Below are 24,820 nucleotides of genomic sequence, written 5' to 3'. Positions count from 1 at the left end.
ACGAGTTCATTCCAGGGTCTCGATGATGTGGTTCAGGTTGGTGTAGATGCACAGCTCGCCGGCGATGGTGAGCGATTTTTTCACGATCTCCGCCGGCGCCATCTCCGTGTTCTCGTACAGGGCCTTGGCGGCCGAATGGGCGTACACGCCGCCCGAGCCGATGGCGCCGAGGCCGTCCTCGGGTTCCAGCACGTCGCCGTTGCCGGTGATGATCAGGGTCGATTCGCGGTCGGCGACCAGCAGCATGGCCTCGAGCTTGCTCAGCATGCGGTCGGTGCGCCAGTCCTTGGCCAGTTCGACCGAGGCGCGCAGCAGGTTGCCCTGGTGTTTTTCCAGCTTGGCTTCGAAGCGGTCGAGCAGGGTAAAGGCGTCGGCGGTGGCGCCGGCGAATCCGCACAGGACCTTGCCCTGGTACAGCTTGCGCACCTTGCGCGCCGAGCCTTTCATGACGACGTTGCCCAGCGTGACCTGGCCATCGCCGCCCAGCGCGACTTGCTCGCCGCGCCTCACGCTGACGATGGTGGTGCCGTGAAATTGTTCCATATTAAGCCTCGTGGTTGTCTAGCCACCCGCAGATGGGGCGCATGGACCGGATTGCAAGACGGCCGACTTCAAAAACTGTCGAGCTGGCAAAACGACCGGTGTGGGGCCGGGAAAGACTCAGTAGCGGTGCGGATACAGGCGGATGGCGCCGGTTTTGACGTCGCCCGCTGCGCCGTCCTGGGCGAAGCCGAGCAGCCGCAGCAGGGCTGCGACGAGGTGGTTCAATTCGCGCAGCTCGATGTCGCGCCCCTGGGCGGCATGCGCATGCAGGCGCGACTGCAGGGCGGTCGCGCAAGCGTAATCCATGCGCGCCAGGCGCGAGCAGTCCAGCACCAGCAGTTCGCGTCCCTCGGCATAGGCGTCGACCGCGTCCAGCAGCGCGGCGCTGGGGCCGCCCGCCACCGGCGGCAGCAGGAAGCGGTCGCCCTTCACCGGGGCCGGCGCGGCGGTGCTGACGCGCCTGGGCGTCTCGAAGGAGGGCGGCGAGACTTCGAAGGTGACGCAGTAATCCATCGCCGACTCTTCGAAATCCTTCTCGCGGTTCGAGAGCAGCAGCAGTTCGAGCAGCAGCAGCCAGGGCGCTTCGCCGGCGCTGCGGTCGCCCACGACCAGCATCGGGCGCAGCGCGCCGAGGAGGGTGTCGGCGCCGGCCAGCACAAGCTCGCGTCCTTCCTTGCGCAGCGCCTGCAGGGCGGACAGCAGGCCGGCGCAGCCCTCCGGTGTGACGCTGCGCACGGCGCCCAGGTCGATCCGGACGAGGGGCGCGCTGGAAGCGAGCAGGCGCTGCAGGCGCGGTGCGGCGCCGCTGTCGAGCACGGCGCCGAAGGCCTCGCTGGCGGCGACGCCGGCGCCAAGGGCAGGCGCCTCGACCGGCAGCAGGGGTTGCCAGGCCGGCGGCGAGGTTTCGAAATGGCTGGCGTAGTCGATCGCGAGGCTTTCGAAGTCCGCTTCACGCCCGGTGGCCTGGTAGAGGTCGAACAGCATCCACCAGGGCAGGCGCTCGCCGCGGCCGAAGTCCTGCAGGCTGTCGCGCAGCAGGCTTTCCGCGGCTGCGGCCTGGCCATTGGCATACAGGATGGCGCTTTCCTCGACCGCCGGCGCGCTGGCGGGCGGGACGGGGGCCTCGAGCGCTTCTTCCGGCTCGGGCGGGGACATGACGGGCGCATTCGCGGCCGCGGGACGGCGCGCGCTGCCCCAGGCCGGCTCGTCGTCGAAGATGTCGGAGGCCATGGCCAGCTCGATCTCGTCGATCTTGGCGGCGGTGGCGCGTGCGATGGCGCGCTGGCGTTCGCGCTCTGCTTCACTGTCGAGGCGCGAGGGCTCGCCCGCGCGCAGGCGCGAGTCCGGCATGACGAGGATGTCGTCGGCCGGCGCGTCGTTCTTTTTCTTCAGGAAGGAGAACAGCCCCATGGTCGATAGTAGAGGATGAAGGAGTCAGCGTGCAGAACGGTAGCACGGCTGCGCTGGATGCGTCCTGCGCGCACGCCTGCGCCATGCGGCGCCCGGCATGCATGCACTAGTGTATCCGATGGGAAATAAAAAGGTATGCATGGTTGGCACGTAAAAACACGTAAAGCACGCGAAACATCGACTTGAGGATTGTGGCAGTAGGAAACAAAAAAGGCATGCGTTTGGGACGCATGCCTTTTCGTGGAGCAGACCGGAATCAGTCGCCGTACAGCTTCTGCTTCAGTTCGCGGCGTTGCTGGGCTTCCAGCGACAGGGTCGCGGTCGGACGGGCGATCAGGCGCGGGATGCCGATCGGTTCGCCGGTTTCCTCGCACCAGCCGTACTCGCCGGCCTCGATGGCGGCAAGCGACTGCTGGACCTTCTTGAGCAGCTTGCGCTCGCGGTCGCGGGTGCGCAGTTCCAGCGCGTGTTCTTCTTCGATGGTGGCGCGGTCGGCCGGGTCCGGGACCAGCACGGTTTCGCGCAGGTGCTCGGTGGTTTCGCCGGCGTTCTTCAACAGTTCCTTCTCGAGCTCCTGCAGGCGGTTACGGAAGAACGCCAGCTGGGCCGGATTCATGTAGTCGTCGTCGCTCATCGCCCGAATTTCTTCTTCCGTCAGAAGGCGTTCTTCGAGCTGCGCGGCGGTATTCGGTTTCGTTGTTTTAGTCATGATGCCTTCGATACGACAGAGGTTTTCATTTTAGCAGCTAACTCGGCAATAGCACTTTTGCAACAGGTGCGTGCGAGAGCTGCTGCCCGGACGGCGACCGCCGTCCTTCACTGCCTGCTCCCCACCCTGGACGAGATGGGGTTGCCCGGATGCGGCTGCTGCCGCCGCCCGTCCCGCCAACTCCGTGGCAGGCCGTCAAACGAGCCCGGGCGTGCCCGTAAAACTGATGTAGTTTATACCAAACACTGTTCGAGTCCGGCGATAAATACGTCTTTTGGTAAATTTTTACCAATAAAGACCATTTTACTGGCGCGAGGTTCGCCGTCGATCCACTTTGCGCCCAGGTCGCTGCCCATGATTTGATGCACGCCTTGGAACACGACCTTGCGGTCGGCGCCCGCCATCGACAGCACACCCTTGTAGCGCAGCATCTGCGGGCCGAAGACCTGCACCATGCTGCCCAGGAACTGGTCGAGGCGCTCCGGATCGAAGGCGCGTTCGCTCTTGAACACGAAGGCGGCGATGTCGTCGGTGTGGTGGCTATGGTGATGGTCGTGGTGGCTGCAGGCTTCGCCGTGGGCGTGGTCGTGGCCGCAGTGCTCGCCGTGTTCATGATCGTGGTCGTGCGCGTGATCGTGCTCGTCGGCGCGCAGGAAGTCCGGATCGATCTCCAGCTTGTCGTTCAGGTTGAAGCCGCGCAGGTCCAGCACGTCCGAGATCGGCGCGCGGCCGAAGTCGCTCGTGGCGATCGGGGCGCGCGGATTGATGCGGTGCAGGCGCGTCTTCAATGCCTCGACCGCGGCGGCGTCGACCAGGTCGGTCTTCGAGAGCAGGATCTTGTCGGCGAAGCCCACCTGGCGCTGGGCTTCCTCGTGCTGGTCCAGCTGCATCATGGCGTGGCGCGCGTCGACCACGGTCACCACGGCGTCGAGCATGTAGTTAGCGCCCACTTCCTCGTCCACGAAGAAGGTCTGGGCCACCGGGCCGGGGTTGGCCAGGCCGGTGGTCTCGATCACCACGCGGTCGAAGGCGATTTCGCCGGCGGCGCGCTTCTGCGCCAGGTTGTTCAGCGCCACGATCAGGTCGCCGCGCACGGTGCAGCAGATGCAGCCATTGTTCATCTCGACGATCTGCTCGCCGGTGTCGCGCACCAGGATCTCGTTGTCGATGTTTTCCTGGCCAAATTCGTTCTCGATGACGGCGATGCGCAGGCCGTGCTCCTCGTGCAGGATGCGGTTGAGAAGGGTGGTCTTGCCTGCGCCGAGGAAGCCGGTCAGGATGGTGCTCGGGATGGGTTCCATATTCGCTGTGCGTCCGGTTGGGCCCGTGCTGGGGCCGGAGAATCGGGGGATTATGCCGGATTTCTTTCAACACCACCATCAACCGTGCAGTGTCTTGACGCACTTCAATCCGGTGTGGCGGACTCCCTTCACCGATTTCGCCTTTTTGGCTATTTGCTCTTTGCGCGCGGATGGGCCTTGTCGTACACCGCGGCCAGGTGCTGGAAGTCGAGCGCCGTATACACCTGGGTCGAGGTGATGCTGGCATGGCCGAGCAGCTCCTGCACCGCGCGCAGATCGCCCGAGGACTGCAGCACGTGCGAGGCGAAGGAGTGGCGCAGGACGTGCGGATGCACATGCACCAGCGTGCCCGCGCGCAAGGCATGGGCTTTCAGCCGCGCCTGCACCACCCGCGGCGTGATGCGCACGCCGCGCGCCGACAGGAAAAGCGCGGCGCTGCCATCGCGCGCGGCAGGCCGCACGGCCAGCCAGGCCTGCAAGGCGTCGCGCGCCGGGCCGCCGACGGGCACCCGCCGCATCTTGCCGCCCTTGCCTGTGACCACGACTTCGCCGGCCTGGGCATCGAGCCAGCCGAGCGAGGCGGGAACACCATTGCCGCCTTCGGTATAGACCATGTCGAGGCCGGTGAGTTCCGAGACCCGCAGGCCGCTTGAATACAGCAGCTCGAACATGGCGCGGTCGCACAGTTCGGCCGGCTCCGGATGGCCGTGGCGGTTCGCTTCCATCAGCTGCACCGCGTCGTCGACCGACAGGGCCTTCGGCAGGGTCTTGGGCCGGCGCGGGGCGCGCACGCCATCGACCGGGTTGGCCGCCAGCGCTATCTGCCGCGACAGCCATTCATAGAAGCCGCGCCAGCCGGACAGCTTGCGCGCGATCGAACGCGCCGACTGGCCGCTGGCGTGCAGCTTGGCCGCGAAGCGGCGGATATCGTGGTGGGACAGTCGCGACCAGTCGGCGTGGCCGGCAAGTCGGGCCAGCTCCTCCAGGTCCCGCCGGTAGGCGGCGACGGTGTGCGGCGACAGCTGGCGCTGGGTCGCCAGCTCGCCGAGGTAGCGCGCCGGCCAGTCGTCCCGGCTGTCCGCACCAGGCATGGTCAGGCGCGCAGCGGCGCCAGCGCGGTGCTGGCGGTGGCGGCGATGTGGACCAGGAAGTCGGTCGCCATCGTCGCGGTGAAGCGGTCGTCGTTCGGGGCGCCCAGCACCAGCAGGCCGAAGGTCTTGCCGCCCGCCACGAGCGGCATCAGGACCGTCGAACGCACCGAGGCCGGGTCGTCGAGCCAGCGCACCGCCTCGAAGTCGTTGTTCAGGCCGCAGTAGGGCGCGCGCAGGCTGGCGGCGAACAGGCGCGCGTCGTCCGACACGCCCTCGGTGAACCAGGTCCCGGCGTATTCCGGGGCCAGGTTCCACAGGCGCAGGGTGACTTGCGGGACCATGAATTCGGTGCGCAGCGCATCGACCAGGTCGCGCGCCATCGCGGCGCCGCCTTCCGAGGCGAGCAGGGCCTGGTTCCAGGCATGGAAGCGGTTGGCGATCGCGTGGTTTTCCTCGGCGCGGCGGGTCAGTTCGGCCAGGCGCAGTTCTAGCACGCGGTACTTGTCGCGCATGACTTCCATCTGGCGTTCCTGCAGCGACACGGCGCGGCCGGTCAGCGGGCTCGACAGCTTGACTTCGCCCAGCAGGCCGGCGTGCTCTTCGAAGAACTGCGGGTGGTCGATGAGGTATTGGGCGACGGCGTTGGCGTCGAGTACGTCAGTGGTCATGAATGCTCGATGGAAGTGGAGGGACATCAAAGTGTCATTTTACCCGACCGCCGCACGGCATCGGGCTACGACCCGGGAACATAAAAAAAGACGCCCCGCAGGGCGTCTCGTGTGGCCGGCCTCGCCGGATCAGAAGCGGTGGCGGATGCCGATCTGCAGCGCGCGGCCGTCTGCTCCCGGCGTCTCGGTGAAGCCGCCCGGGTTGCCCGAGGTACCCGGCGAGTACTGTGCCAGGCCATCGTTCTTGATGAAGGACACGACGGTGTACAGGTCGGTGCGCTTCGACAGGAAGTGGTCGTAGCCCAGCGCGTACAGGTTGGCGTCGCTGTTGGTTTCGGTACGGTCGTTCTGGTGCGCGTACTGGGCCATGATGCGGCCGCTGCCGATCTTGTAGTGCGCGCCGACCTGGTAGCTGTTGGCGTCCTGCTGGGTGTTCTTGCTCAGCGCGGTGAGGAAGATGTTGCGCAGGAAGTTCTGGTTGGCCGCCGGGATGCCCTGTTGGGTCAGGACCGGGACCACGGCCTGGTTCCAGCCGGCGGTGTAGTCGGCCATCAGCACCGAGTTGCTGTTGCGCTGGCTGTGGAAGCCGGCGAAGAACTTCCAGGTGTCGTTCGGAGCATAGGAGCCGCCCACGGTGGTGGTGCGCAGGCTTGGGCGGTTCAGCTGGTCGTAGCCGTGGTTGTAGCCGATGCCGACGTCGAAGCCGTTGGCGGTATAGGTGACGGCGCCGGCGCGGAACTTGTTGTAGCGGCCCAGGTAGCCCGAACCTTTCGGGCCGTACATGACCGAGGCGCCGATGCCGTTCGGCAGCGCGATGCGGTACTGGATGGCTTCCTGCGAGCGGATGTCGGCGCCCAGCGCGGTGAAGCCCGCGGTGCCGCCGGTGATGTGGCCCCAGGTGCCGCCGGTGCCCGACTCGAAGGTGTCGGCCTTGTTGAAGACTTCATAGCCCGGGGTGTACATGCGGCCCAGCAGGATGGCGCCGACCGGGGTGATCAGGCCGACCATCGCGGTGCGGTCGAACAGCGCGCGTTCCTGGTTGACGGCCGGGCCGCCCGGCGGCTGGATCGTGGTCTGCAGGCGATCGAGGATGGCCTGCGGGATGCCATTCATGCCGCGCAGCAGGTAGGTGCCCGGATTGTCGTTCATCAGGGTCGGCTGCTGGGTGCCGGTGTCGAGTTCGACACGGGCTTCCAGGTTGAAGATCGCCTTGTAGCCGTTGCCGAGGTCTTCGGTGCCTTTGAAACCGATGCGCGAGCCGTCGGCGCCGCCGCTGTAGATCTTGGTCGGGCCGCCTTTCTGCCACATCACGCCGGCATCGGCGATACCGTAGATCTGCACGCTGGTCTGCGCGAAGGCCGAGGTTGCGAAACAGGTGCCGAGCAGCGCGGCCAGGATACTCTTCTTCATTGCGTCTCCATGTTATTTTGCGAACGAGCGTTTGTTAACTCGTCTTGGCAATATGCCATTGCTTCTGCGCACTGTACAGACTCTCCTCATGCGTGATGCAGCCCTCATGGCTGGCGTTGCTGAAAAACTACAGAAGCGCTGGGTGAAAACAACAGGGGCGGACATGGTTGTCCATGTCCGCCCCTGTGCGAGGGCAGGCCCTGTGGCCCGCCCTGGTGACGTTCAGCTTAGAACGAGTGGTTCACGCCCACGTCGTAGTGGTTGACGGTGGTCGGCTGGGAGGTCAGGCCCTTCTTGCGCGATGCGTCCACGTAGAGGTAGGTGCGCTTCGACAGGCTGTACTCGTAGCCCAGCGACAGCTGCTTGACCTTTTCCAGGCCGTCCTGGTCCTTCTGGCCATAACCGGCCAGGAACTTGCCCGGGCCCATGGTGTAGTTCGCGCCCACGACCCATGCCTTGGTATCCGGATTGATCAGGCGGTTTTCTTCCTGGTCCTGCTTCGAGTACAGGGCCATCAGCTTCAGTTCCGGGGTGGCGGCGACCGATGCGCCGATCGACCAGACCTTCGATTCGATGGCGTTGCGCTCGTAGGCGCCCATGAAGGCCAGCGGACCGTTGTTGTAGGTGCCGGTGATCGAGTACGGGTTGGCCGATGCCTGTGCGCCCACCGGGAACTGCGGGTTGGCTGCGGTGCCGCGGCCGATGATGGCTGCGCCGCCGCCGCCTTCCTTGGTGGCGATCGCTGCGTTCAGCTGGAAGCCGCTGGTGACCGGCGAGTTGTACCAGACCGCGTTCGAGAAGCGGTTGTTCGAGTAGCCGGCAACGTCCAGCGGCTGCGAGCTGTAGCCTGCGACGGCGATGTCGGTCCAGAAGCCGGCCGGGCTCGGCGAAGCGTGGAAGGGTTCGAAGGCGCCCACGGTTTCGTGGAACGGGGTCAGGCCGCGACCGATGCGGACCATACCGAAGTCGCCCTGCAGGCCGACGCGGCTCTGGCCCTGGAACAGCGGACGCTGGGTGCCGTTGCCGCCGATTTCATTGGTGCCGGTGTCCGGCTCGTAGCGCATTTCCAGTTGGAACAGTGCCTTGAGGCCATTGCCCAGCTCTTCAGTGCCCTTGAAACCCAGGGTGTTCGAGGCACGCTTGCCGATGTTCAGGCTCTGGCCGCTGCGCTTGATCAGGCCAGCGTCGATGGTGCCGTAGATTTGAACCGAGGTTTGTGCATGGGCCACGCCGGCGAATGCGCCGAGCAGTGCGACGGCCATGAGGGAGTGTTTCATTGTTCGTATTCCTTTTCTTAAGTCTTTAGCGTCATCCTTGGCATTGAGGCTCGTGTGCTGAATGCCCGGATAAGCTGCACCTTAAATGCTTGAGTCGTCAAGATTGTCGGTTTTGTCAATTATGAAGGGGTGACTTGGCCGAAAGCCAATAAATCCAATCGTGCTGTTGTATTTTTGAAACGCGTGTCAAAAAGATGTAACAAATTGCTTCAGGGCTACAGTCGAGTTCGGCAAATAGTTGGTTTGCGCCGCCTCAAGGAAGTCCGGAATTGCAAGAGGAACGCCACCAGTCGCGGCTTAGACTCTGCGTCACATTGCGTGCGTGTCGGCGACGAATATTGATTTCTTGTATATTGGCAACTTTGGGCATGGCCATCGCTGCGCTGCCCGGTCGCCCCGGCGATTTCGCCGCTCCCGCCGCCGCGCCGCGTACCGAACCCATACCCATGAATCAGAATGGCTAACCGCGAAGAACTGGCGATCATCCGCAATGCCCGCGCCGGGCAGGCCGCTGCCCAGCTCGCGCTGGGCAAGCTCTACCTGTTCGGCAGTGCCGGCCTGCCGCAAAGCCTGCCGACCGCCCTGCACTGGCTGGAGCGGGCGGCGCGCCAGGACTGCCAGCAGGCCTGGCAGCTGATCGGCGACCACATTCCGCTGGAACTCGCACAGGGCAGCGCGCAAGCGCTCGCGCCCTGGTACGAACGCGCCTACGACGACGGCAGCGTGCACGCCGGGCTGGTATTCGCCCAGCTCGTGCTGGAGACCATCGATACCGGTGTCGCGCCGGCTCCACAGCACGGCAAGGCGCAGCGCGCCCTCGAGGATGCGGCGCGCGCGGGCTTTCCCGCGGCCCAGTGGCTGCTGGCGCGCCGGCGCGAGCTGGCTGCCGCGCCGACGCGCCAGGCCCGGGCCGATGCCGCCGCGCCTTCCACCGGCAGGCCGGCGGCGGCCAGCCAGGGCTGGCTGCGGCGCGCCGCCGACAACGGCGTCGCCGAAGCCCAGGCCGCCGTGCTCGAACAGGCCTGGGAGGCCGGCCACTGGGACGACTACCTGGCGCGCGCCCTGCCGCTGGCGCGGGCGCTGGTGGCGGCCGCCTCCAGCCGCGGCCAGTTGCAGCGCCTGGCGCCCGGCGACATCACCCTGCTGTCGCGGGTGGCGCGCCTGCTCGACGGCCGCCATGGCCCGGCACCGGCGCCCGGCGAACCGCTGTGCTTCTGGGAACTCGCCGCAGCCGAACACGACCGCCACGCCCAGCTGGCCATGGGCCTGCGCTGCGCGCGCATGGGCATCGACGGACGCCGCATTGCCGGCGCCGGCGGGGCCGCCAATTTCAAAAAGGCGATCCGCTGGCTGACCTTGGCGGGCGAGCAGGGCCTGCCGGAAGCCTGGTATGCGCTGTCGCGCATCTATATCAAGCCGGAATTCTCGCAGCGCAATGTGGCCGACGCCCAGCGCCACCTCGAGCGCGCCGCCGAGATGGGCTATGCCGACGCCCAGCTCGAATGCGGCAACAATGCCTGGCGCGCGCGCCGTGAAAACGAGAACAACGACGTGCGCGCGGCCTACTGGCTGCAGAAGGCGGCCGCCCAGGGTTCGGGCGCCGCAGCCGCGCTGCTGCGCAAGATCGCCCCGCGCCTGTCCACGCCGCCCTATCTCGAGACCGGGAAGCTGTTCGCCAGCTACCAGGCCAGCCAGCGCAATGGGCCGCGCGATGCGGCCCCCCGGGGAGCCGTACCTGCCCATCCCTTGCTCGCGGCACGCCTGGAACTGGCCGCCCTGTTTAATCTGTCGCGCGCCGAGGCGCTGCTGCTCGACGTGCCGACAGCCGACCAGGGCCACTGCCTGGTGATCGACATCCGCGCCAGCTACGGCCGCAGCAAGCGGCGCCTGGTGCTGGTCGAGACGGCGCAGGAGCGCATCGCGCTGGACCGCATCGGGCGGCTGTTCGAGCAGATCGATTGCGGGCCCTCGGGGCCGGAGGGGAATTACCGGCAGCGGCTTTACCGGTTGCGCACCTTGCTGGGAGCAGGCAAGGACAGCAGCGAGGCGCCAGCGGAGGAGATCGGCCTGGCCGCCTGAGCGGGCCACGCCGGATCTCGTAACAGGGCTAGCGGGCTTTCCCCTTGTCGGCGACGCGGAACCGACGCGCCGGGCCGACTTCCAGGCCCTTGTTCAAGCCACTCCCTGTTTGAATGCCGGATTGACTGCTCAGATCTCGACTTCGCCTTCGAACACGGTGACTGCCGGACCGCTGAGGTAGACCGGCTCGCCAGGCCCGCCCCAGGCGATGCTCAGTTCGCCGCCCCTGGCGGAGACGCGCACCGGCGAATCGAGCAGGCCGCGGCGGATGCCGGCCACGACGGCGGCACAGGCGCCGGTGCCGCAGGCCAGGGTTTCGCCGGCGCCGCGCTCGAACACGCGCAACTTCACGTGCTTGCGGTCGACCACCTGCATGAAGCCGGCATTCACCTTTTTCGGGAAGCGCGGATGCGTTTCGATTGCCGGCCCCATCGTTTCCACCGGCGCGGTATCGACGTCGTCGACCACCTGCACCGCATGCGGATTGCCCATCGAGACGACCGACACGAAGACGGTCTTGCCGTCGACCGGCAGCGGCCAGTTGGTGTCCTCGCCCTCGATTCGGCCGTCCAGGCCTGCGCTGTCGAAGGGCACCTCTGCTGGATCAAGGCGCGGCGCGCCCATGTCCACCGTCACGCTGCCATCCAGCTCGAGGCGCGGGGCGATGATGCCTTTCATGGTTTCGACGCGGATGCTGCTCTCTTTTGAGAGCCCCTTGTCGCTGACGAAGCGGGCAAAGGCGCGGGCGCCGTTGCCGCATTGTTCCACTTCGCCGCCATCGTTGTTGAAGATGCGGTAGCGGAAATCGACGCCTTCGGTGACCGGGCGTTCGACCACCAGGATCTGATCGGCGCCGATGCCGAAGCGGCGGTCGGCCAGCTTGCGCCATTGTTCCGCAGTCAGGCTCACGTCCTGGTGGATGGCGTCCACGACGATGAAATCGTTGCCGGCGCCGTGCATCTTGGTGAATTTCAGTTTCATGGGTTCAAAAGCTGGTTCAGTTCTGCGAATGCAAATCCATACTGGATTGGCGCAGCTTAATCATAGAAGGACGGCTCGCCCGCCGGACGGGTCTTGAAGCGTTTATGCGTCCAGAAGTACTCCGCCGGCGCCTCGCGCACGCGGTCCTCGATGAAGGCGTTCATGCGGCGGGTCGCTTCGACCATGTCGTCGCCCGGATAATTCTCCCACGCCGGGTAGAAACGCACACGCCAGCCTTGGTAGTTCGGCAGATAGGTGGCGATCACGGGAATCACCTTGGCGCCGGTGGTCGCCGCGATGCGGCCCAGGGCGGTGAGGGTGGCGGCGGGGATGCCGAAGAAGGGCACGAACTCCGCATCTTTTTCGCCGAAGTCCATGTCCGGCAGCATGAAGTAGGGCAGGCCGTCACGCAGGGCGCGCAGGATGGGCTTGATGCCTTCCTTGCGCGTCACCAGGCGCACCGGGCCGTAGCGTTCGCGGCCGTGGCGCAGCAGCTTGTCGAAGGCCTCGTTCTTCTGCGGCACGTACATGCTGCACACCGGGATCACGCGCGAGGCCACCCCGGCCACGTCCAGGCAGACGAAGTGCGGGCACAGCAGGATGGTCGGGCCAGATTCCATCTCGGCCTGCGGCACCGCCGGCTCCACGTGGATGTAGCTGCGCACGCGCTCTTCCGGCGCCCACCACAGGATCGAGCGCTCGAAGATGCTGCGCGCGTAGGCGCGGAAGTGCTGCTTCGCGATGGCGTGGCGCTCTGCATCCGACTTTTCCGGCATGCACAGGCGCAGATTGGTCAGGGCGATGCGGCGGCGCTTGCCGAGGATCAGGAACATCAGGCTGCCGACCGCTTCGCCGAGGCGCCCGAGGATAGGCAGCGGCAGGAAATGCAGCAGCCACAGGAAACCGAGCAGTAGCCTCATGCCGCGACCTCGCTCTCCGGACCGCTCACGCCTTCCGGCTGCTTGTAGCGGTTATAGCTCCAGAAATACTGCGCTGGGCAGCGTGCGATCAGCTGCTCCATGGCGCGGTTGATCGACGCCGCCTGTTCGCTGGCGCTGCCTTCCAGGCTGCCCTCGAAGGGCACGAAGCGCACGACGTAGCCGCGGCCCTTTGGCAAGCGCTCGGCATAGACCAGCAGGATGTCGGCCTTGCCCAGCTGGGCCAGCTTGGCCGGCAGGGTCATGGTGTAGGCGGTGCGGCCGAACCATGGGGCCCACACGCCTTCGCCTTCCTGCGGCACCTGGTCGGGCAGCAGGCCGATCGGCTCGCCGCTCTTGAGGGTCTTGGCCAGGATGCGCACGCCGGACAGGGTCGCCGGGGCGAGTTTCAGGTTGTGGCGGGCGCGGGCGCCCTCGACCAGGGGTTTCAGCGCGCTCTTCTTCGGCGGACGGTACATGACGGTCAGTGCCGTCTGCAGGGCGATTTGCTGGGCCGTCATCTCGAAACAACCCAAGTGTGGCGTCAAGAACACAATGCCGCGGCCGGCGTCGAGGCGTTCCTGCACCAGTTCCCAGTTCTCCACGCTGGCGTGGCGGGCGACGCGCTTGGGGTCGGCGCACCAGACGAAGGCCAGCTCGATGATGGCCTTGCCGGCTTCGGCGACTGCGGCATTCAGGTGCTGTTCATAGCCGGCCTGGGCCAGGTTGGCGCGCAGGCGGCGGCGGTAGGAGCCGGACAGGAGATAGACGAGCCAGCCGAGGGCCGCGCCTAAGGCATGCAAAAACGGCAATGGAAATACCGATAGTGCACGGAATAAATAAACTAACATGCTATTGATCAGGGTTGAACGCGCGGGGCGTGGTAGAGCAAAATTCTCGAAGGAAGCGTAAAATACCACTTAATGCAGGATCCGCCGAGTTAATAGACAACTTGCGAAGCGGAATATAAATGTCGCTAAAGCGTCGCAGGCAACCGTTGCTGCGGCACATTTTTAAAACATCGCCCTCACAGCAGTAACTGGAGCCTACATGTCCAACGACTATCTCTTCACTTCCGAATCGGTTTCGGAAGGCCATCCCGACAAGGTCGCCGACCAGATTTCCGACGCCATCCTCGACGCCATCCTGGAACAGGATCCGCGCGCGCGCGTCGCCGCCGAAACCCTGTGCAACACCGGCCTGGTGGTGCTGGCGGGTGAAATCACCACCCACGCCAACGTCGACTACATCACGGTCGCACGCAACACCATCAAGCGCATCGGCTACGACAACACCGACTACGGCATCGACTACAAGGGCTGCGCCGTGCTGGTCGCCTACGACAAGCAGTCGCCCGACATCGCCCAGGGCGTGGACGAAGGCGCCGGTATCGACCTCGACCAGGGCGCTGGCGACCAGGGCCTGATGTTCGGCTATGCCTGCGACGAGACCCCGGAACTGATGCCGGCCGCTATCTATTACTCGCACCGCCTGGTCGAGCGCCAGTCGCAGCTGCGCAAGGATGGCCGTCTGCCATGGCTGCGCCCGGACGCCAAGTCGCAGGTCACCCTGCGCTACGTCGACGGTCGCCCGGTCTCCGTGGACACCGTCGTGCTCTCCACCCAGCACCACCCGGACGTGACCCACTCGCAGATCGAGGAAGCGGTCATCGAAGAAATCATCAAGCCGACCCTGCCGCGCGAGTGGCTGCAGGACACCAAGTTCCTGGTCAACCCGACCGGCCGCTTCGTCATCGGCGGCCCGCAGGGCGACTGCGGCCTGACCGGCCGCAAGATCATCGTCGACACCTACGGCGGCGCAGCTCCGCACGGCGGCGGCGCCTTCTCGGGCAAGGATCCTTCGAAGGTCGACCGCTCGGCAGCCTACGCCGCGCGCTACGTCGCCAAGAACATCGTCGCCGCCGGCCTGGCGCGCCAGTGCCAGGTGCAGGTCAGCTACGCGATCGGCGTGGCCCGTCCGATCAACATCACCGTGTATACCGAAGGCACCGGCGTCATCTCCGACGAGAAGATCGCCCAGCTGGTGATGGAACACTTCGACCTGCGCCCGAAAGGCATCGTCCAGATGCTCGACCTGCTGCGCCCGATCTACGCCAAGACCGCGGCCTACGGCCACTTCGGCCGCGAAGAGCCGGAGTTCACCTGGGAGCGCACCGACAAGGCGGCGCTGCTGCGCGCCGAAGCCGGCCTCGCCTGAGTTCTGCCATGCCCACCCGGAGCCCCACGGTTCCGGGTCGGGGCAGGGGAACAACAATGGCGGCCTATTTCGCCGCCACTCGTGGTAAACTCACCAATTCCGAGGAGCGTTGCGACGAAGATTCCCATCTTCGCCAGGCTCGGATATCAACACCGCGCTCACGTTACTTTTTTCAACCATTGAAAGGAGGGCGTGATGAGCGCCGTACTCAAAGACATCAACGATTTCCACGTAGCAGACATCTCCCTGGCATCCTGGGGCGAGAAGGAAATCCGCATTGCTGAAACCGAAATGCCGGGCCTGATGGCGATCCGCGAGGAATACGCTGCCGCCCAGCCGCTGAAAGGCGCGCGCATCGCCGGTTCCCTGCACATGACCATCCAGACCGCGGTCCTGATCCGCACCCTGGAAGCCCTGGGCGCGCAAGTGCGCTGGGCATCGTGCAACATCTACTCGACCCAGGACCACGCCGCCGCCGCCATCGCATCGGTCGGCACCCCGGTCTTCGCCGTCAAGGGCGAAACCCTGGACGAGTACTGGGAATACACCCACCGCATCTTCGAATGGCCGGGAGACAACCACGCCAACATGATCCTGGACGACGGCGGCGACGCCACCCTGCTGCTGCACCTGGGTGTGCGCGCGGAAAAGGACATCTCGGTGCTGGACAAGCCGGGTTCGGAAGAAGAAATCTGCCTGTTCAACTCGATCAAGGGCCGCCTGGCGCGTGACCCGGCCTGGTACTCGAAGCGCCTGCCGTGCATCCTGGGCGTGACCGAGGAAACCACCACCGGCGTGCACCGCCTGTACCAGATGCACCAGGAAGGCAAGCTGGCCTTCCCGGCCATCAACGTGAACGACTCGGTCACCAAGTCGAAGTTCGACAACCTGTACGGCTGCCGCGAATCGCTGGTGGACGGCATCAAGCGCGCGACCGACGTCATGGTCGCAGGCAAGATCGCCGTGATCGCCGGCTACGGCGACGTGGGCAAGGGCTCGGCCCAGGCCATGCGCGCGCTGTCGGCCCAGGTGTGGGTCACCGAGATCGACCCGATCTGCGCCCTGCAGGCCGCGATGGAAGGCTACCGCGTCGTGACCATGGACTACGCCGCCGAACACGGCGACATCTTCGTCACCTGCACCGGCAACTACCACGTCATCACCGAGCAGCACATGCTCAAGATGAAGGACCAGGCCATCGTCTGCAACATCGGCCACTTCGACAACGAAATCGAAGTCGCCGCACTCAAGAAGTACGAGTGGGAAAACATCAAGCCGCAGGTCGACCACGTGATCTTCCCGGATGGCAAGCGCATCATCCTGCTGGCCGAAGGCCGCCTGGTGAACCTGGGCTGCGGCACCGGTCACCCGTCCTACGTGATGAGCTCCTCGTTCGCGAACCAGACCATCGCCCAGATCGAGCTGTTCGCCAACACGGATAAATACCCGGTCGGCGTCTACACCCTGCCGAAGCACCTGGATGAGAAGGTTGCCCGCCTGCAGCTGAAGAAGCTCAACGCCCAGCTGACCACGCTGACCGACGAGCAGGCCGCCTACATCTCGGTGCAGAAGGAAGGCCCGTACAAGCCGGATCACTACCGCTACTGATCCACGGTAGCTGGTAAAGGATGCGCGGGCGCGGCGTTGTTTCAACCCCGCGCCCGTTTTTCAACAGCCGGCACTTTCACGCGTGAAAGTGCCGTGTACCACGAAAGTCGATGCGATGCGCCTGCTGATTACCTGGCTGATCAATGCCGTGGCCCTGATGGCCTTGCCCTTCCTGATGTCTTCCGTCGTCGTCACCAATTTCACGACCGCGCTGATCGCCGCGCTCGTGCTCGGGCTGGTCAATACCCTGATCCGTCCGCTGCTGGTCATCCTCACCCTGCCGGTGACCGTGATCTCGCTGGGCCTCTTCATCCTCGTCATCAATGCCCTGCTGTTCTGGATGGTGTCGCACTGGATCGAGGGCTTCGACGTACGGGGATTCGGCTCCGCCTTCCTGGCCGCCATTTTGTACAGCATCATTTCGTGGGCGCTTTCGACCTTGCTCCTCAAAGACAAAGATGAACACGCATAATTTCAGTATCGAGTTCTTCCCGCCGAAGACCGAAGAGGGCGCCGAAAAGCTGCGCGTCGTGCGCAGCAAGCTCGCCGAGCTGCAGCCCAAGTATTTCTCGGTGACCTTTGGCGCCGGCGGCACCACCCAGCAGGGCACCCTGCAGACCGTGCTCGAGATCAAGAACGAGGGCTTCGATGCGGCGCCCCACCTGTCCTGCATCGGCGGCACCCGCGACTCGCTGCGCACCATCCTGCAGGAATTCCAGGCCAAGGGCATCCGCCGCCTGGTGGCCCTGCGCGGCGACCTGCCGAGCGGCTATGGCGCCGGCGGCGAATTCCGCTACGCCAACGAGCTCGTCGAGTTCATCCGCCAGGAAACCGGCGACTGGTTCCACATCGAAGTGGCGGCCTATCCGGAAATGCACCCGCAGGCGCGTTCGCCCCAGGACGACCTGCAGGCCTTCGCCCGGAAGGTAGCCGCCGGCGCGAATTCGGCAATCACGCAGTATTTCTACAACCCGGACGCCTACTTCCAGTTCGTCGACAATGTGCGCAAGCTGGGTGTGGACGTGCCGGTGGTGGCGGGCATCATGCCGATCACCAATTACACGCAGCTGATGCGCTTCTCGGACATGTGCGGCGCCGAGATCCCACGCTGGGTGCGCGTCAAGCTGGCCAGCTTCGGCGACGACAGCGCCTCGATCAAGGCCTTCGGGCTGGATGTGGTGACGGGCCTGTGCGAGAAGCTGCTGGCCGGCGGGGCGCCGGGACTGCATTTCTACAGCATGAACCAGGCGGCGGCGACCACGGCGATCTGGCAGCGCTTAGTGAAGTGATTCGTAGGGTGGACGGCTTCGCCGTCCGCGCGTTCAATCGGCGGGGAAATGGACGATGCGCGTCCTCTCATCGTGTATTTGAACGCGCGGACGTATGTCATTCCGGGCATTGCCCGGAATGACCCCGTCCACCCTACATTTCGGTAATCATCTGGTCGAGGGGAATGTCATATTTCCCGATCTCGAACGCCACCTGCTGGCACGCATACGCGATGCCCACTGTCTTCGGACGCGGCTCGGCCGCCAGCGTCCTGTCATAAAACCCCCCGCCATACCCCACCCGATAGCCGCGCGCGTCGAAGCCCAGGCAGGGCACCAGCAGCGCATCCGGCCTGTCGACCATGCGCAGTTCGCTTGGCACCGCCACCCCCATGCTGTCCGCCACCGTCGCCTCGCCCGGCACCCACGCGGCGAATCCCAGCGCCGCATCGCGTTCCACCACGACGGGCAGGGCCAGCCGTACGCCTGCCTCCGCCAAATCCGCGTAGGCTGGACGCAGGTCCGGTTCGCCGGCGAGCGGCCAGTAGACCCCGAGCATACGCACGTCATGTTCCTGCACCCAGGCCACCACGCGCGCGCCGATGCGGTCATCCCAGGCACGTTTGGTGGCGTGATCGATGGCGCGACGCCGCTCTTTCAAGATGCGGCGAAGTTGTGGTTTATCGGGCGCGGCGCTTGCGCCATCGTCTGGCAGGAGCCCGGGGGCGCGTGGTATTCTTGGATCGCCGGTCATGGTGTGAATGCAGCGTTGAGTGAGAGTTGTGGATGTTTCAATCGAGATTGACAACCGGCTCCCTGCCGGCCGTTTTTTTTCTTGCAACTGCTTCGTGGCTGCTGCCCCTTGGCGCAGTCCACGCGGAATCCGCGCCAGATGCGGCGCCGCCCGCGCAGCAGACGATCTCGCCGGTGCCGGCCGGCGCACCCACGGTGCCCGGGGCTACCCCGCCGGATTCCCGCGCCGATGACGACACCTTCATGCTGCTGCGCGAAGCCGCACGCCAGAACGACGCGGCGCGCGTCAATGCGCTCGCATCGCGCCTGCCGAACTACGTGCTGGCGTCCTACGTCGACTATTATCGTCTGAAACCCCGCCTGCGCGAGGCCACGCAGGAAGAGATCCGCGAGGTCCTGCGCCGCCACGAGGGCACGGCGGTCGCCGAGCAGCTGCGCACCGAGTGGTTGCTGGACCTCGGCCGGCGCCGCGACTTCGCCGGCTTCGAACGCGAGGCGGGCCAGCTGGCGCGCGGCGACAACCTGCAGATCCGCTGCTACGCCTTGCTGGCGCGCGCCAGCCGCGGCGAACAGGTGGCGCCTGATGCCCGCGCCCTCCTGCAAAACCCGCCGGGCTATGGCGAGGCCTGCGCAGCCCTGATCGCCCAGCTCTACCAGACGCGCCAGTTCAACGACGACGACCTGTACTGGCAGCTGCGCCTGGCCGGCGAAGCCGACGCCACCGGGCCGGCGCGCCGCATCGCGCTGCTGCTGGGCGCCTCCGACACGCGCGCGGCCCAGGCCGTCGACGTGCCCGCCGTGGCCATGGCGCGCGGCATCGGCAAGACGCGCGCCGAACGCGCGATCTACCTGGTCGCGGTCGGCCGCATGGCGCGCACCAGCCTCAAGCTGGCCGCCGTCGCGCTCGAGAAGAACAGCCCCAGGCTCACGCCCGAGGAACGCGCCACCGGCTGGGCCAGCCTCGCCCACGCCGCCTCGATCGGCCTGTCGCCCGACGCCTACAACTACTGGCAGCGTGCCAACGGCGTACGCCTGACCAACGAGCAGCTGCAGTGGAAGACCCGCATCGCCCTGCGCCGCGGCGACTGGAAAACGGTCCGCGCCACCATCGAGGCGATGCCGCAGGCGCTGAAGAACGACAATGCCTGGGTCTACTGGCTGGGCCGCGCCGACAAGGCCGAGGGCCGGGCACAGGAAGCGAATGCGGCCTTCGAGCGCATCGCCAGCCAGCACAATTACTATGGCCAGCTCGCCCTGGACGAACTCGGCCGCCAGGTCACGGCGCCGCCGGCGCCAAGCCCGCTCACGCCCGAGGAGCTGGCCCAGGCCGGCGCCAACCCGAGCCTGCAGCGCGCGCTGAAGTTCTATTCCTTGCGCCTGCGCGCGGAAGGCAACCGCGAATGGAACTGGGGGCTGCGCGGCTTGTCTGACCGTCAGTTGCTGGCCGCCGGCGAACTCGCGCGCCGCAACGAGCTGCTCGACCGCACGGTCGAGACCTCGCTGCGCACGCGCTCCGAAATCGACTTCGCGCAGCGTTTCCCGGCGCCGCACCTGGACGTCCTGCACCCGACCGCACAGGGCCTGGGCCTCGACAAGGCCTGGGTCTACGGCCTGATCCGCCAGGAATCGCGCTTCGTCACCGATGCGCGCTCCGGCGTCGGCGCCTCCGGCCTGATGCAGGTGATGCCGGCCACCGGCAAGTGGGTGGCGGCCAAGATCGGGATGGACAATTTCGTGCACGGCATGCTCACCGACCTGCGGACCAATATCACGCTCGGCGCCAATTACATGAACATGGTGCTGGAGAACTTTGACGGCGACGAGATCCTCGCCACGGCTGCCTACAACGCCGGCCCCGGACGCGCGCGCGCCTGGCGCGGCCTGCTGGACCAGCCGATGGAAGGGGCGGTCTTCATCGAGTCGATCCCGTTCTCCGAGACCCGCAACTACGTGCGCAATGTGCTGGCCAACGCCACCAACTACGCAGCCGTGTTCGAGAACAAGCCGCAGTCGATCAAGACCCGCGTGCGGCCGGTGCAGCCGCGCGAGCGCGCCGCCATCCTCCCCTGAACCGTTATGAGGATTTGGCCATGCGTGAACAGAACGTGGTGGTCATCGGCGGCACCGGCTTCATCGGCGGCCATCTCCTGAACCGCCTGGCCCAGGACGGCTTCAATACCCTGGTCCCGGCGCGCCACTACGAGGCCGCCAAGCACCTCACCACCTTGCCCTACCTCGACCTCGAGGTCGCGAACATCCACGACGACGCCACCCTGCGGCGCCTGTTCCAGGGCCGCGACGCGGTGATCAACCTGGTCGGCGTGCTGCACGGCGGGCAGGGCGAGCCCTATGGTCCGGGTTTTCGCCGCCTGCACGTCGAACTGCCGCGCCGCATCGTGCAGGCCTGCTTGGATGCGGGCGTGCCGCGCTACCTGCACATGAGCGCCCTGGGCGCCAGCCCCACCGGCGCGTCGATGTACCAGCGCTCCAAGGCCGACGGCGAGCTGGCCGCGCGCAGCCGGCCCGAGGTATCCGCCACCATCTTCCGCCCCTCGGTGGTGTTCGGCCCGGGCGACCATTTCCTCACCCTGTTCGCGAAGCTGCAGCGCCGCCTGCCGGCCGTGCCGCTGGCCTGCGCCGGGGCGCGCTTCCAGCCGGTCTACGTCGAGGACGTGGGCGCCGCCTTCGCCGCGGCGCTACGCGATCCGCATACGCGTGGGGCCACGATCGAGCTGGCCGGCCCCGGCATCTATACCCTGGCGGAACTGGTGCACCTCGCCGGGCGCTATGCGGGCCACGAGCGCCATGTCGTCGCACTCCCGGATTGGGCCGCCCGGGCGCAGGCGCGCCTGTTCGAGCTGCTGCCGGGCGAGCCGGTGATCAGCCGCGACAACCTGGCCTCGATGAAGACCGACAATGTGCTCGTCCCCCACGAAGGAGTCTTGACAGCGGGCGCGCTGGGAATCAAGCTCACACCGCTCGAGGCCGTCGCGCCGCATTACCTGGCGCCCGAACGCGGACTCGATGACTACCGCGAGCACGCGGGCCGCTGACATCTCAACCATACCGGACACCATGCAGACCATCGAACTCGACCCGACCCTGTCTTCCACCCTCGAACAGGCCCGCCAGCCGGGACTGACCCTCGTCATCGGCAACAAGAACGTGTCCTCATGGTCGATGCGTCCCTGGGTGGCAGCCAAGGCCTTCGGGATCCCGTTCACCGAGGTCCGCATCCTGCTCGACCAGGCCGATACCGCGACCAATATCGCGCGCTATTCCCACGCCGGCCGGGTGCCGGTGCTGCTGGCGGGCGAGATGACGATCTGGGACAGCCTCGCCATTGTCGAATACCTGGCCGAGCAGTTCCCGGACAAGCATATGTGGCCGCAGGATGTCGCCGCGCGCGCGCTGGCGCGGGCGATCGTGGCCGAGATGCACTCGGGCTTCGCCGAACTGCGCACCCAGATGTCGATGAACATCCAGGCGCGCCTGCCGGGCCGTGGCCGCACCCCGGGCGCCCAGGCCGACATCGGCCGCATCTGCGAGATCTGGGAAGACTGCCTGTCCCGCTTCGGCCACCACCATTTCCTCTTCGGCGAGTTCTCGATCGCCGACGCCTTCTATGCGCCCGTGGTGACCCGCTTCAAGACCTATGGCGTGGCGCTGGCGCCGGCCCTGCAGGCCTACTGCGACCGTGTGCTGGCCCATCCGGCCGTGGCCCAATGGGTCGAGGAAGCCATGCGCGAGACCGACCCGACCCCGCTGCACGACCTCGAACTGCCGGGCGAGGATCAGTGAACAGGATGCGGACCTACGTGGTCGGCGGCGCCGTGCGCGACGCCCTGCTGGGACGTCCCGTCACCGACCACGACCACGTGGTGGTCGGCGCCACGCCCGAGCAGATGGTGGAGCAGGGCTTCCGCCCGGTCGGCAAGGATTTCCCGGTCTTCCTGCACCCGGAGACCCAGGAGGAATACGCGCTGGCCCGCACCGAGCGCAAGACCGCGCCCGGCTACCACGGCTTCGTCTTCCACACCTCGCCCGAGGTCACGCTCGAAGAAGACCTGGTGCGGCGCGACCTGACGATCAATGCGATGGCGCGCGCCGAGGACGGCAGCATCGTCGACCCCTACGGGGGCCAAGAGGACCTGCGTGACCGCATCTTCCGCCATGTGTCCGAAGCCTTCGCCGAAGACCCGGTGCGCATCCTGCGCCTGGCGCGCTTCGCCGCGCGCTTCCCGGACTTCCGGGTGCACGAGAGCACCAATGCCCTGATGCGCCGGATGGTCGCGAGCGGCGAAGTCGACGCCCTGGTGCCGGAGCGCGTCTGGCAGGAACTGGCGCGCGGCCTGATGGAGGAGCAGCCTTCGCGCATGTTCGCGGTACTGGCCGACTGCGGGGCCCTGGTCCGCCTCCTGCCGGAAGTCGATGCCGATGCCTCCCTCATGCGGATGGTCGACAAGACGGCGGGGCAGGGCGCGCCGCTCGAAGTGCGCTTCGGCGTGCTGCTGCACCGGCTGCCGCAGGAGGAGGTGCTGGAGGTGAGCAGGCGCCTGAAGGCGCCCAACGAATGCCGCGACCTGGCCCAGTTGATCGCGCGCGAACGCGGCGTGGTCGAGCAGGCGGGGGTACTCGACGCCGAGGCCATCGTCACCCTGTTCGAGCGCAGCGACGCCTTCCGCAAACCGGAGCGCTTCGGGCAGATGCTGCTGGCGGCCGCCTGCATCACGGGCGAGGCGCAATCGCCGAACGCGCCGCCATCGCGCCTGCCGCGCGCCCTGGCGGCGGCGCGCGCCGTGAATGCCGGCGAGGTGGCGGCACGCTGCGCCGGCGACAAGGCCAGGATCCCGCAGGCCGTCCACGCGGCCCGGGTCGCAGCGGTGGCGGAGGGGTTGTAACAGGGCAATTCAGAAGTGCGCGGCTGTTCCGCAAGCTTTTGCTATGCTTGGCCGGATAACAATGGTTCAATTGGTGTAACGGAGGAGAAGATGGTTGCCGTGCTGGCGCAGCGGGTAGCAAGCTGGACACCGCGTCGCCGCCTGCAACTTGCCGGCGCGGCGGTCGTGGTGCTGGCCCTGCTGCTCGCCTTCCTGTTCGTCCGTTCGGAAGCGGCCGATCCCGAAATCCGCAACGACGTCATGCTCAGCCTGCGCGAGCTGGAAAAGCTCGACGCCGAATGGGATGCCAACATCCTGCGCGCCCACATCGGCCGCGCGCCCGCGACCCCGCAGCTGACCACCCAGCTGCCGCACATGCGCGCCCTGCTCGTGCGCCTGGGCGAGGCCGTGCCCGACGATGGCGACCCCGCACTGCGCAGCGCCTATGCCCAGCTGAGCGACGCCATGCAGCGCAAGGAACTGATCACGGTCCAGTTCGCGCGCCACAATCCTCCACTGCGCGAGGCGCTGACCTATCTGCCGCCCGCGGTGGCCGACCTCAAGACGGAACTCGGCGGCATCGAAGGCGCGCTGGCGCCGGCCAGGCTGGTGGTGCGCCTGGACGCCTCGCTCAATGCCTTGCTCACCGAGATCCTGCGCTATAACGTGATTCCCTCGACGCCGCTGGCCGCGCGCATCGACGAGATCCTGGGAGACATCGCGGCCCAGGAAATCGCCTTCTCGCCGGCCGTGGTCGAGAAGATGGACGCCATCATCAAGGCCAGCCGCGTGATCCTGGAAAAGCGCCCGCTGGAAAACCGCCTGGAAGCGCAGATCGCCTCCACCGCCACCAGCGCGGCCTTCGACCGCCTGGGGCGCGAGTTCACCCGCTCGTTCGACGCCGCGCTGGCGGTGCGCGAGCGCTATCGCGGCTATCTGTTCGCCTATTCGGCGCTCCTGCTGGTGCTGCTGGCCTGGGCCGGCATCCGGCTGTGGCGCAGCTACCGCATCATCGGCGAGGTCAACCACCGCCTGCATGCGGCCAATGAAAACCTCGAGCACCGCGTGGCCGAGCGTACCGCCGAGCTGGAAACGCAATCGAAGCAGCTGGAACGCCTGGCCCAGCACGACAGCCTTACCGGCCTGATCAACTACCGCCAGCTGACCCGCCTGCTCGAGCGGGCCCTGGCCCGGGCCGACCGCCGCGACACGGTGGTGGTCATCATGTTCATCGACCTGGACGGCTTCAAGGCGGTCAACGACACCTATGGCCATGCCACCGGCGACCTGGTGCTGCAGATGGTCGCGCGCCGGGTACAGGACAAGCTGCGCGCCGAGGATGCCCTGGCGCGCCTGGGCGGCGACGAGTTCGTCATCATGCTGGAGGAGGTCACCTCGCGCGACGGCGCGCTGCGCGTGGCCCAGATCGCGCTCGAGCAGATCAAGTCGGTCACCGAGGCCGACGGCAATCCGGTGTCGATCTCGGCCAGCATCGGCATCTCCAGTGCCAAGGGCCACGCAGGCGCGGCCCGCGGCTCGGCGGCCCTGCTGGCCGAAGCCGACAAGGCCATGTACGAGGCCAAGAACTCGGGCAAGGGCGTGTTCGTGGTCAGTCCGAAGGCGCAGTGGGCCGTTCCTGGTGACGGCAGCACGACAGGGTAGAATTCGCTAGAATCCTGTTATTGCTGCACTGCACAAAAAGGAAGAC

At 66.5% G+C, this 24,820-nt stretch carries 22 protein-coding genes and 1 riboswitch; of the genes, 10 read left to right on the top strand and 12 right to left on the bottom strand.

The genetic code is table 11. The features are described 5' to 3' along the window. Window positions 1–6: 6 nt before the first annotated feature. The 8 genes from hslV to NX780_RS04015 all read right to left on the bottom strand — a co-directional run bounded on the left by hslV (window position 7) and on the right by NX780_RS04015 (window position 8,409). A complete protein-coding gene (gene hslV / locus NX780_RS04050) occupies window positions 7–543 on the bottom strand; it encodes an ATP-dependent protease subunit HslV (RefSeq protein WP_258826569.1) in 537 nt (178 codons plus the stop codon). A 117-nt stretch (window positions 544–660) separates the two neighbouring features. Then, window positions 661–1,953, bottom strand: coding sequence for an STAS domain-containing protein (locus tag NX780_RS04045; RefSeq protein ID WP_258826568.1), 1,293 nt, complete (start codon window positions 1,951–1,953; stop codon window positions 661–663). Window positions 1,954–2,209: 256 nt separating this feature from the next. Continuing rightward, window positions 2,210–2,662, bottom strand: a complete 453-nt coding sequence (gene dksA, locus NX780_RS04040) for an RNA polymerase-binding protein DksA (RefSeq protein WP_258826567.1) — start codon at window positions 2,660–2,662, stop codon at window positions 2,210–2,212. A gap of 233 nt (window positions 2,663–2,895) precedes the next feature. After that, a complete protein-coding gene (locus NX780_RS04035) occupies window positions 2,896–3,963 on the bottom strand; it encodes a CobW family GTP-binding protein (RefSeq protein ID WP_258826566.1) in 1,068 nt (355 codons plus the stop codon). A 149-nt stretch (window positions 3,964–4,112) separates the two neighbouring features. Then, window positions 4,113–5,054 (bottom strand): tyrosine recombinase XerC, encoded by a 942-nt coding sequence (xerC, locus tag NX780_RS04030; protein ID WP_258826565.1) that lies wholly within the window; start codon window positions 5,052–5,054, stop codon window positions 4,113–4,115. A gap of 2 nt (window positions 5,055–5,056) precedes the next feature. After that, window positions 5,057–5,722 (bottom strand): DUF484 family protein, encoded by a 666-nt coding sequence (locus NX780_RS04025; RefSeq protein WP_258826564.1) that lies wholly within the window; start codon window positions 5,720–5,722, stop codon window positions 5,057–5,059. A gap of 129 nt (window positions 5,723–5,851) precedes the next feature. Beyond that, on the bottom strand, window positions 5,852–7,132 hold the full coding sequence (locus NX780_RS04020; protein ID WP_258826563.1) for a porin: 1,281 nt from the start codon (window positions 7,130–7,132) through the stop codon (window positions 5,852–5,854). 227 nt (window positions 7,133–7,359) lie between these two features. Next, window positions 7,360–8,409, bottom strand: a complete 1,050-nt coding sequence (locus tag NX780_RS04015) for a porin (RefSeq protein ID WP_258826562.1) — start codon at window positions 8,407–8,409, stop codon at window positions 7,360–7,362. A gap of 456 nt (window positions 8,410–8,865) precedes the next feature. Here NX780_RS04015 and NX780_RS04010 point away from each other — a divergent pair, with 456 nt between their 5' ends. Continuing rightward, window positions 8,866–10,488, top strand: a complete 1,623-nt coding sequence (locus NX780_RS04010) for an SEL1-like repeat protein (RefSeq protein ID WP_258826561.1) — start codon at window positions 8,866–8,868, stop codon at window positions 10,486–10,488. A gap of 129 nt (window positions 10,489–10,617) precedes the next feature. On the opposite strand, the gene dapF is transcribed toward NX780_RS04010, so the two are convergent. From dapF to NX780_RS03995, 3 genes are read right to left on the bottom strand one after another with little or no spacing between them, the layout of a single operon-like run. Beyond that, window positions 10,618–11,469, bottom strand: coding sequence for a diaminopimelate epimerase (gene dapF / locus NX780_RS04005; protein WP_258826560.1), 852 nt, complete (start codon window positions 11,467–11,469; stop codon window positions 10,618–10,620). Window positions 11,470–11,525: 56 nt separating this feature from the next. Beyond that, window positions 11,526–12,389, bottom strand: coding sequence for an LpxL/LpxP family acyltransferase (locus NX780_RS04000; protein WP_258826559.1), 864 nt, complete (start codon window positions 12,387–12,389; stop codon window positions 11,526–11,528). Beyond that, window positions 12,386–13,237, bottom strand: coding sequence for a lysophospholipid acyltransferase family protein (locus tag NX780_RS03995; RefSeq protein WP_258826558.1), 852 nt, complete (start codon window positions 13,235–13,237; stop codon window positions 12,386–12,388). Before NX780_RS03995 ends, NX780_RS04000 begins: the two co-directional genes overlap by 4 nt. A gap of 199 nt (window positions 13,238–13,436) precedes the next feature. Between NX780_RS03995 and metK the strand changes: the two genes are divergently transcribed. From metK to metF, 4 genes are all read left to right on the top strand, one after another. Next, on the top strand, window positions 13,437–14,603 hold the full coding sequence (metK, locus tag NX780_RS03990) for a methionine adenosyltransferase (protein ID WP_258826557.1): 1,167 nt from the start codon (window positions 13,437–13,439) through the stop codon (window positions 14,601–14,603). Window positions 14,604–14,698: 95 nt separating this feature from the next. Beyond that, window positions 14,699–14,770: riboswitch (S-adenosyl-L-homocysteine riboswitch) on the top strand. A 28-nt stretch (window positions 14,771–14,798) separates the two neighbouring features. Then, the gene (ahcY, locus tag NX780_RS03985; RefSeq protein ID WP_307732633.1) at window positions 14,799–16,211 is read left to right on the top strand and encodes an adenosylhomocysteinase; all 1,413 of its coding nucleotides are present in this window, start codon (window positions 14,799–14,801) and stop codon (window positions 16,209–16,211) included. 115 nt (window positions 16,212–16,326) lie between these two features. Continuing rightward, a complete protein-coding gene (locus NX780_RS03980) occupies window positions 16,327–16,683 on the top strand; it encodes a phage holin family protein (protein ID WP_258826555.1) in 357 nt (118 codons plus the stop codon). After that, entirely contained in the window at window positions 16,670–17,500 is an 831-nt protein-coding gene (gene metF, locus NX780_RS03975) for a methylenetetrahydrofolate reductase [NAD(P)H] (protein ID WP_258826554.1), read from the top strand. Before NX780_RS03980 ends, metF begins: the two co-directional genes overlap by 14 nt. A 133-nt stretch (window positions 17,501–17,633) precedes the next feature. Here metF and NX780_RS03970 read toward each other — a convergent pair whose 3' ends face one another. Next, the gene (locus NX780_RS03970) at window positions 17,634–18,233 is read right to left on the bottom strand and encodes a 5-formyltetrahydrofolate cyclo-ligase (protein ID WP_258826553.1); all 600 of its coding nucleotides are present in this window, start codon (window positions 18,231–18,233) and stop codon (window positions 17,634–17,636) included. Between the two features lie 47 nt (window positions 18,234–18,280). On the opposite strand from NX780_RS03970, the gene NX780_RS03965 reads away from it, so the two are divergent. From NX780_RS03965 to NX780_RS03945, 5 genes are all read left to right on the top strand, one after another. Continuing rightward, window positions 18,281–20,302 (top strand): lytic transglycosylase domain-containing protein, encoded by a 2,022-nt coding sequence (locus tag NX780_RS03965; protein WP_258826552.1) that lies wholly within the window; start codon window positions 18,281–18,283, stop codon window positions 20,300–20,302. Between the two features lie 20 nt (window positions 20,303–20,322). After that, window positions 20,323–21,285 (top strand): complex I NDUFA9 subunit family protein, encoded by a 963-nt coding sequence (locus NX780_RS03960; RefSeq protein ID WP_258826551.1) that lies wholly within the window; start codon window positions 20,323–20,325, stop codon window positions 21,283–21,285. 22 nt (window positions 21,286–21,307) lie between these two features. Further along, window positions 21,308–22,033: a glutathione S-transferase family protein gene (locus NX780_RS03955; protein ID WP_258826550.1), complete on the top strand. Its 726-nt coding sequence runs from the start codon at window positions 21,308–21,310 to the stop codon at window positions 22,031–22,033. A 5-nt stretch (window positions 22,034–22,038) separates the two neighbouring features. Beyond that, on the top strand, window positions 22,039–23,133 hold the full coding sequence (locus tag NX780_RS03950; protein WP_258826754.1) for a tRNA nucleotidyltransferase/poly(A) polymerase-related protein: 1,095 nt from the start codon (window positions 22,039–22,041) through the stop codon (window positions 23,131–23,133). Window positions 23,134–23,223: 90 nt separating this feature from the next. Next, window positions 23,224–24,774 (top strand): diguanylate cyclase, encoded by a 1,551-nt coding sequence (locus tag NX780_RS03945; protein WP_258826549.1) that lies wholly within the window; start codon window positions 23,224–23,226, stop codon window positions 24,772–24,774. The last annotated feature ends 46 nt before the right edge of the window (window positions 24,775–24,820 follow it).

It is taken from the genome of Massilia agri (assembly GCF_024753255.1).
GTDB classification, from domain to species: Bacteria; Pseudomonadota; Gammaproteobacteria; order Burkholderiales; family Burkholderiaceae_D; genus Telluria; species Telluria agri.
Note: the sequence above shows the minus strand (reverse complement) of the source record. Positions and strands in the feature narration are given on the sequence as shown.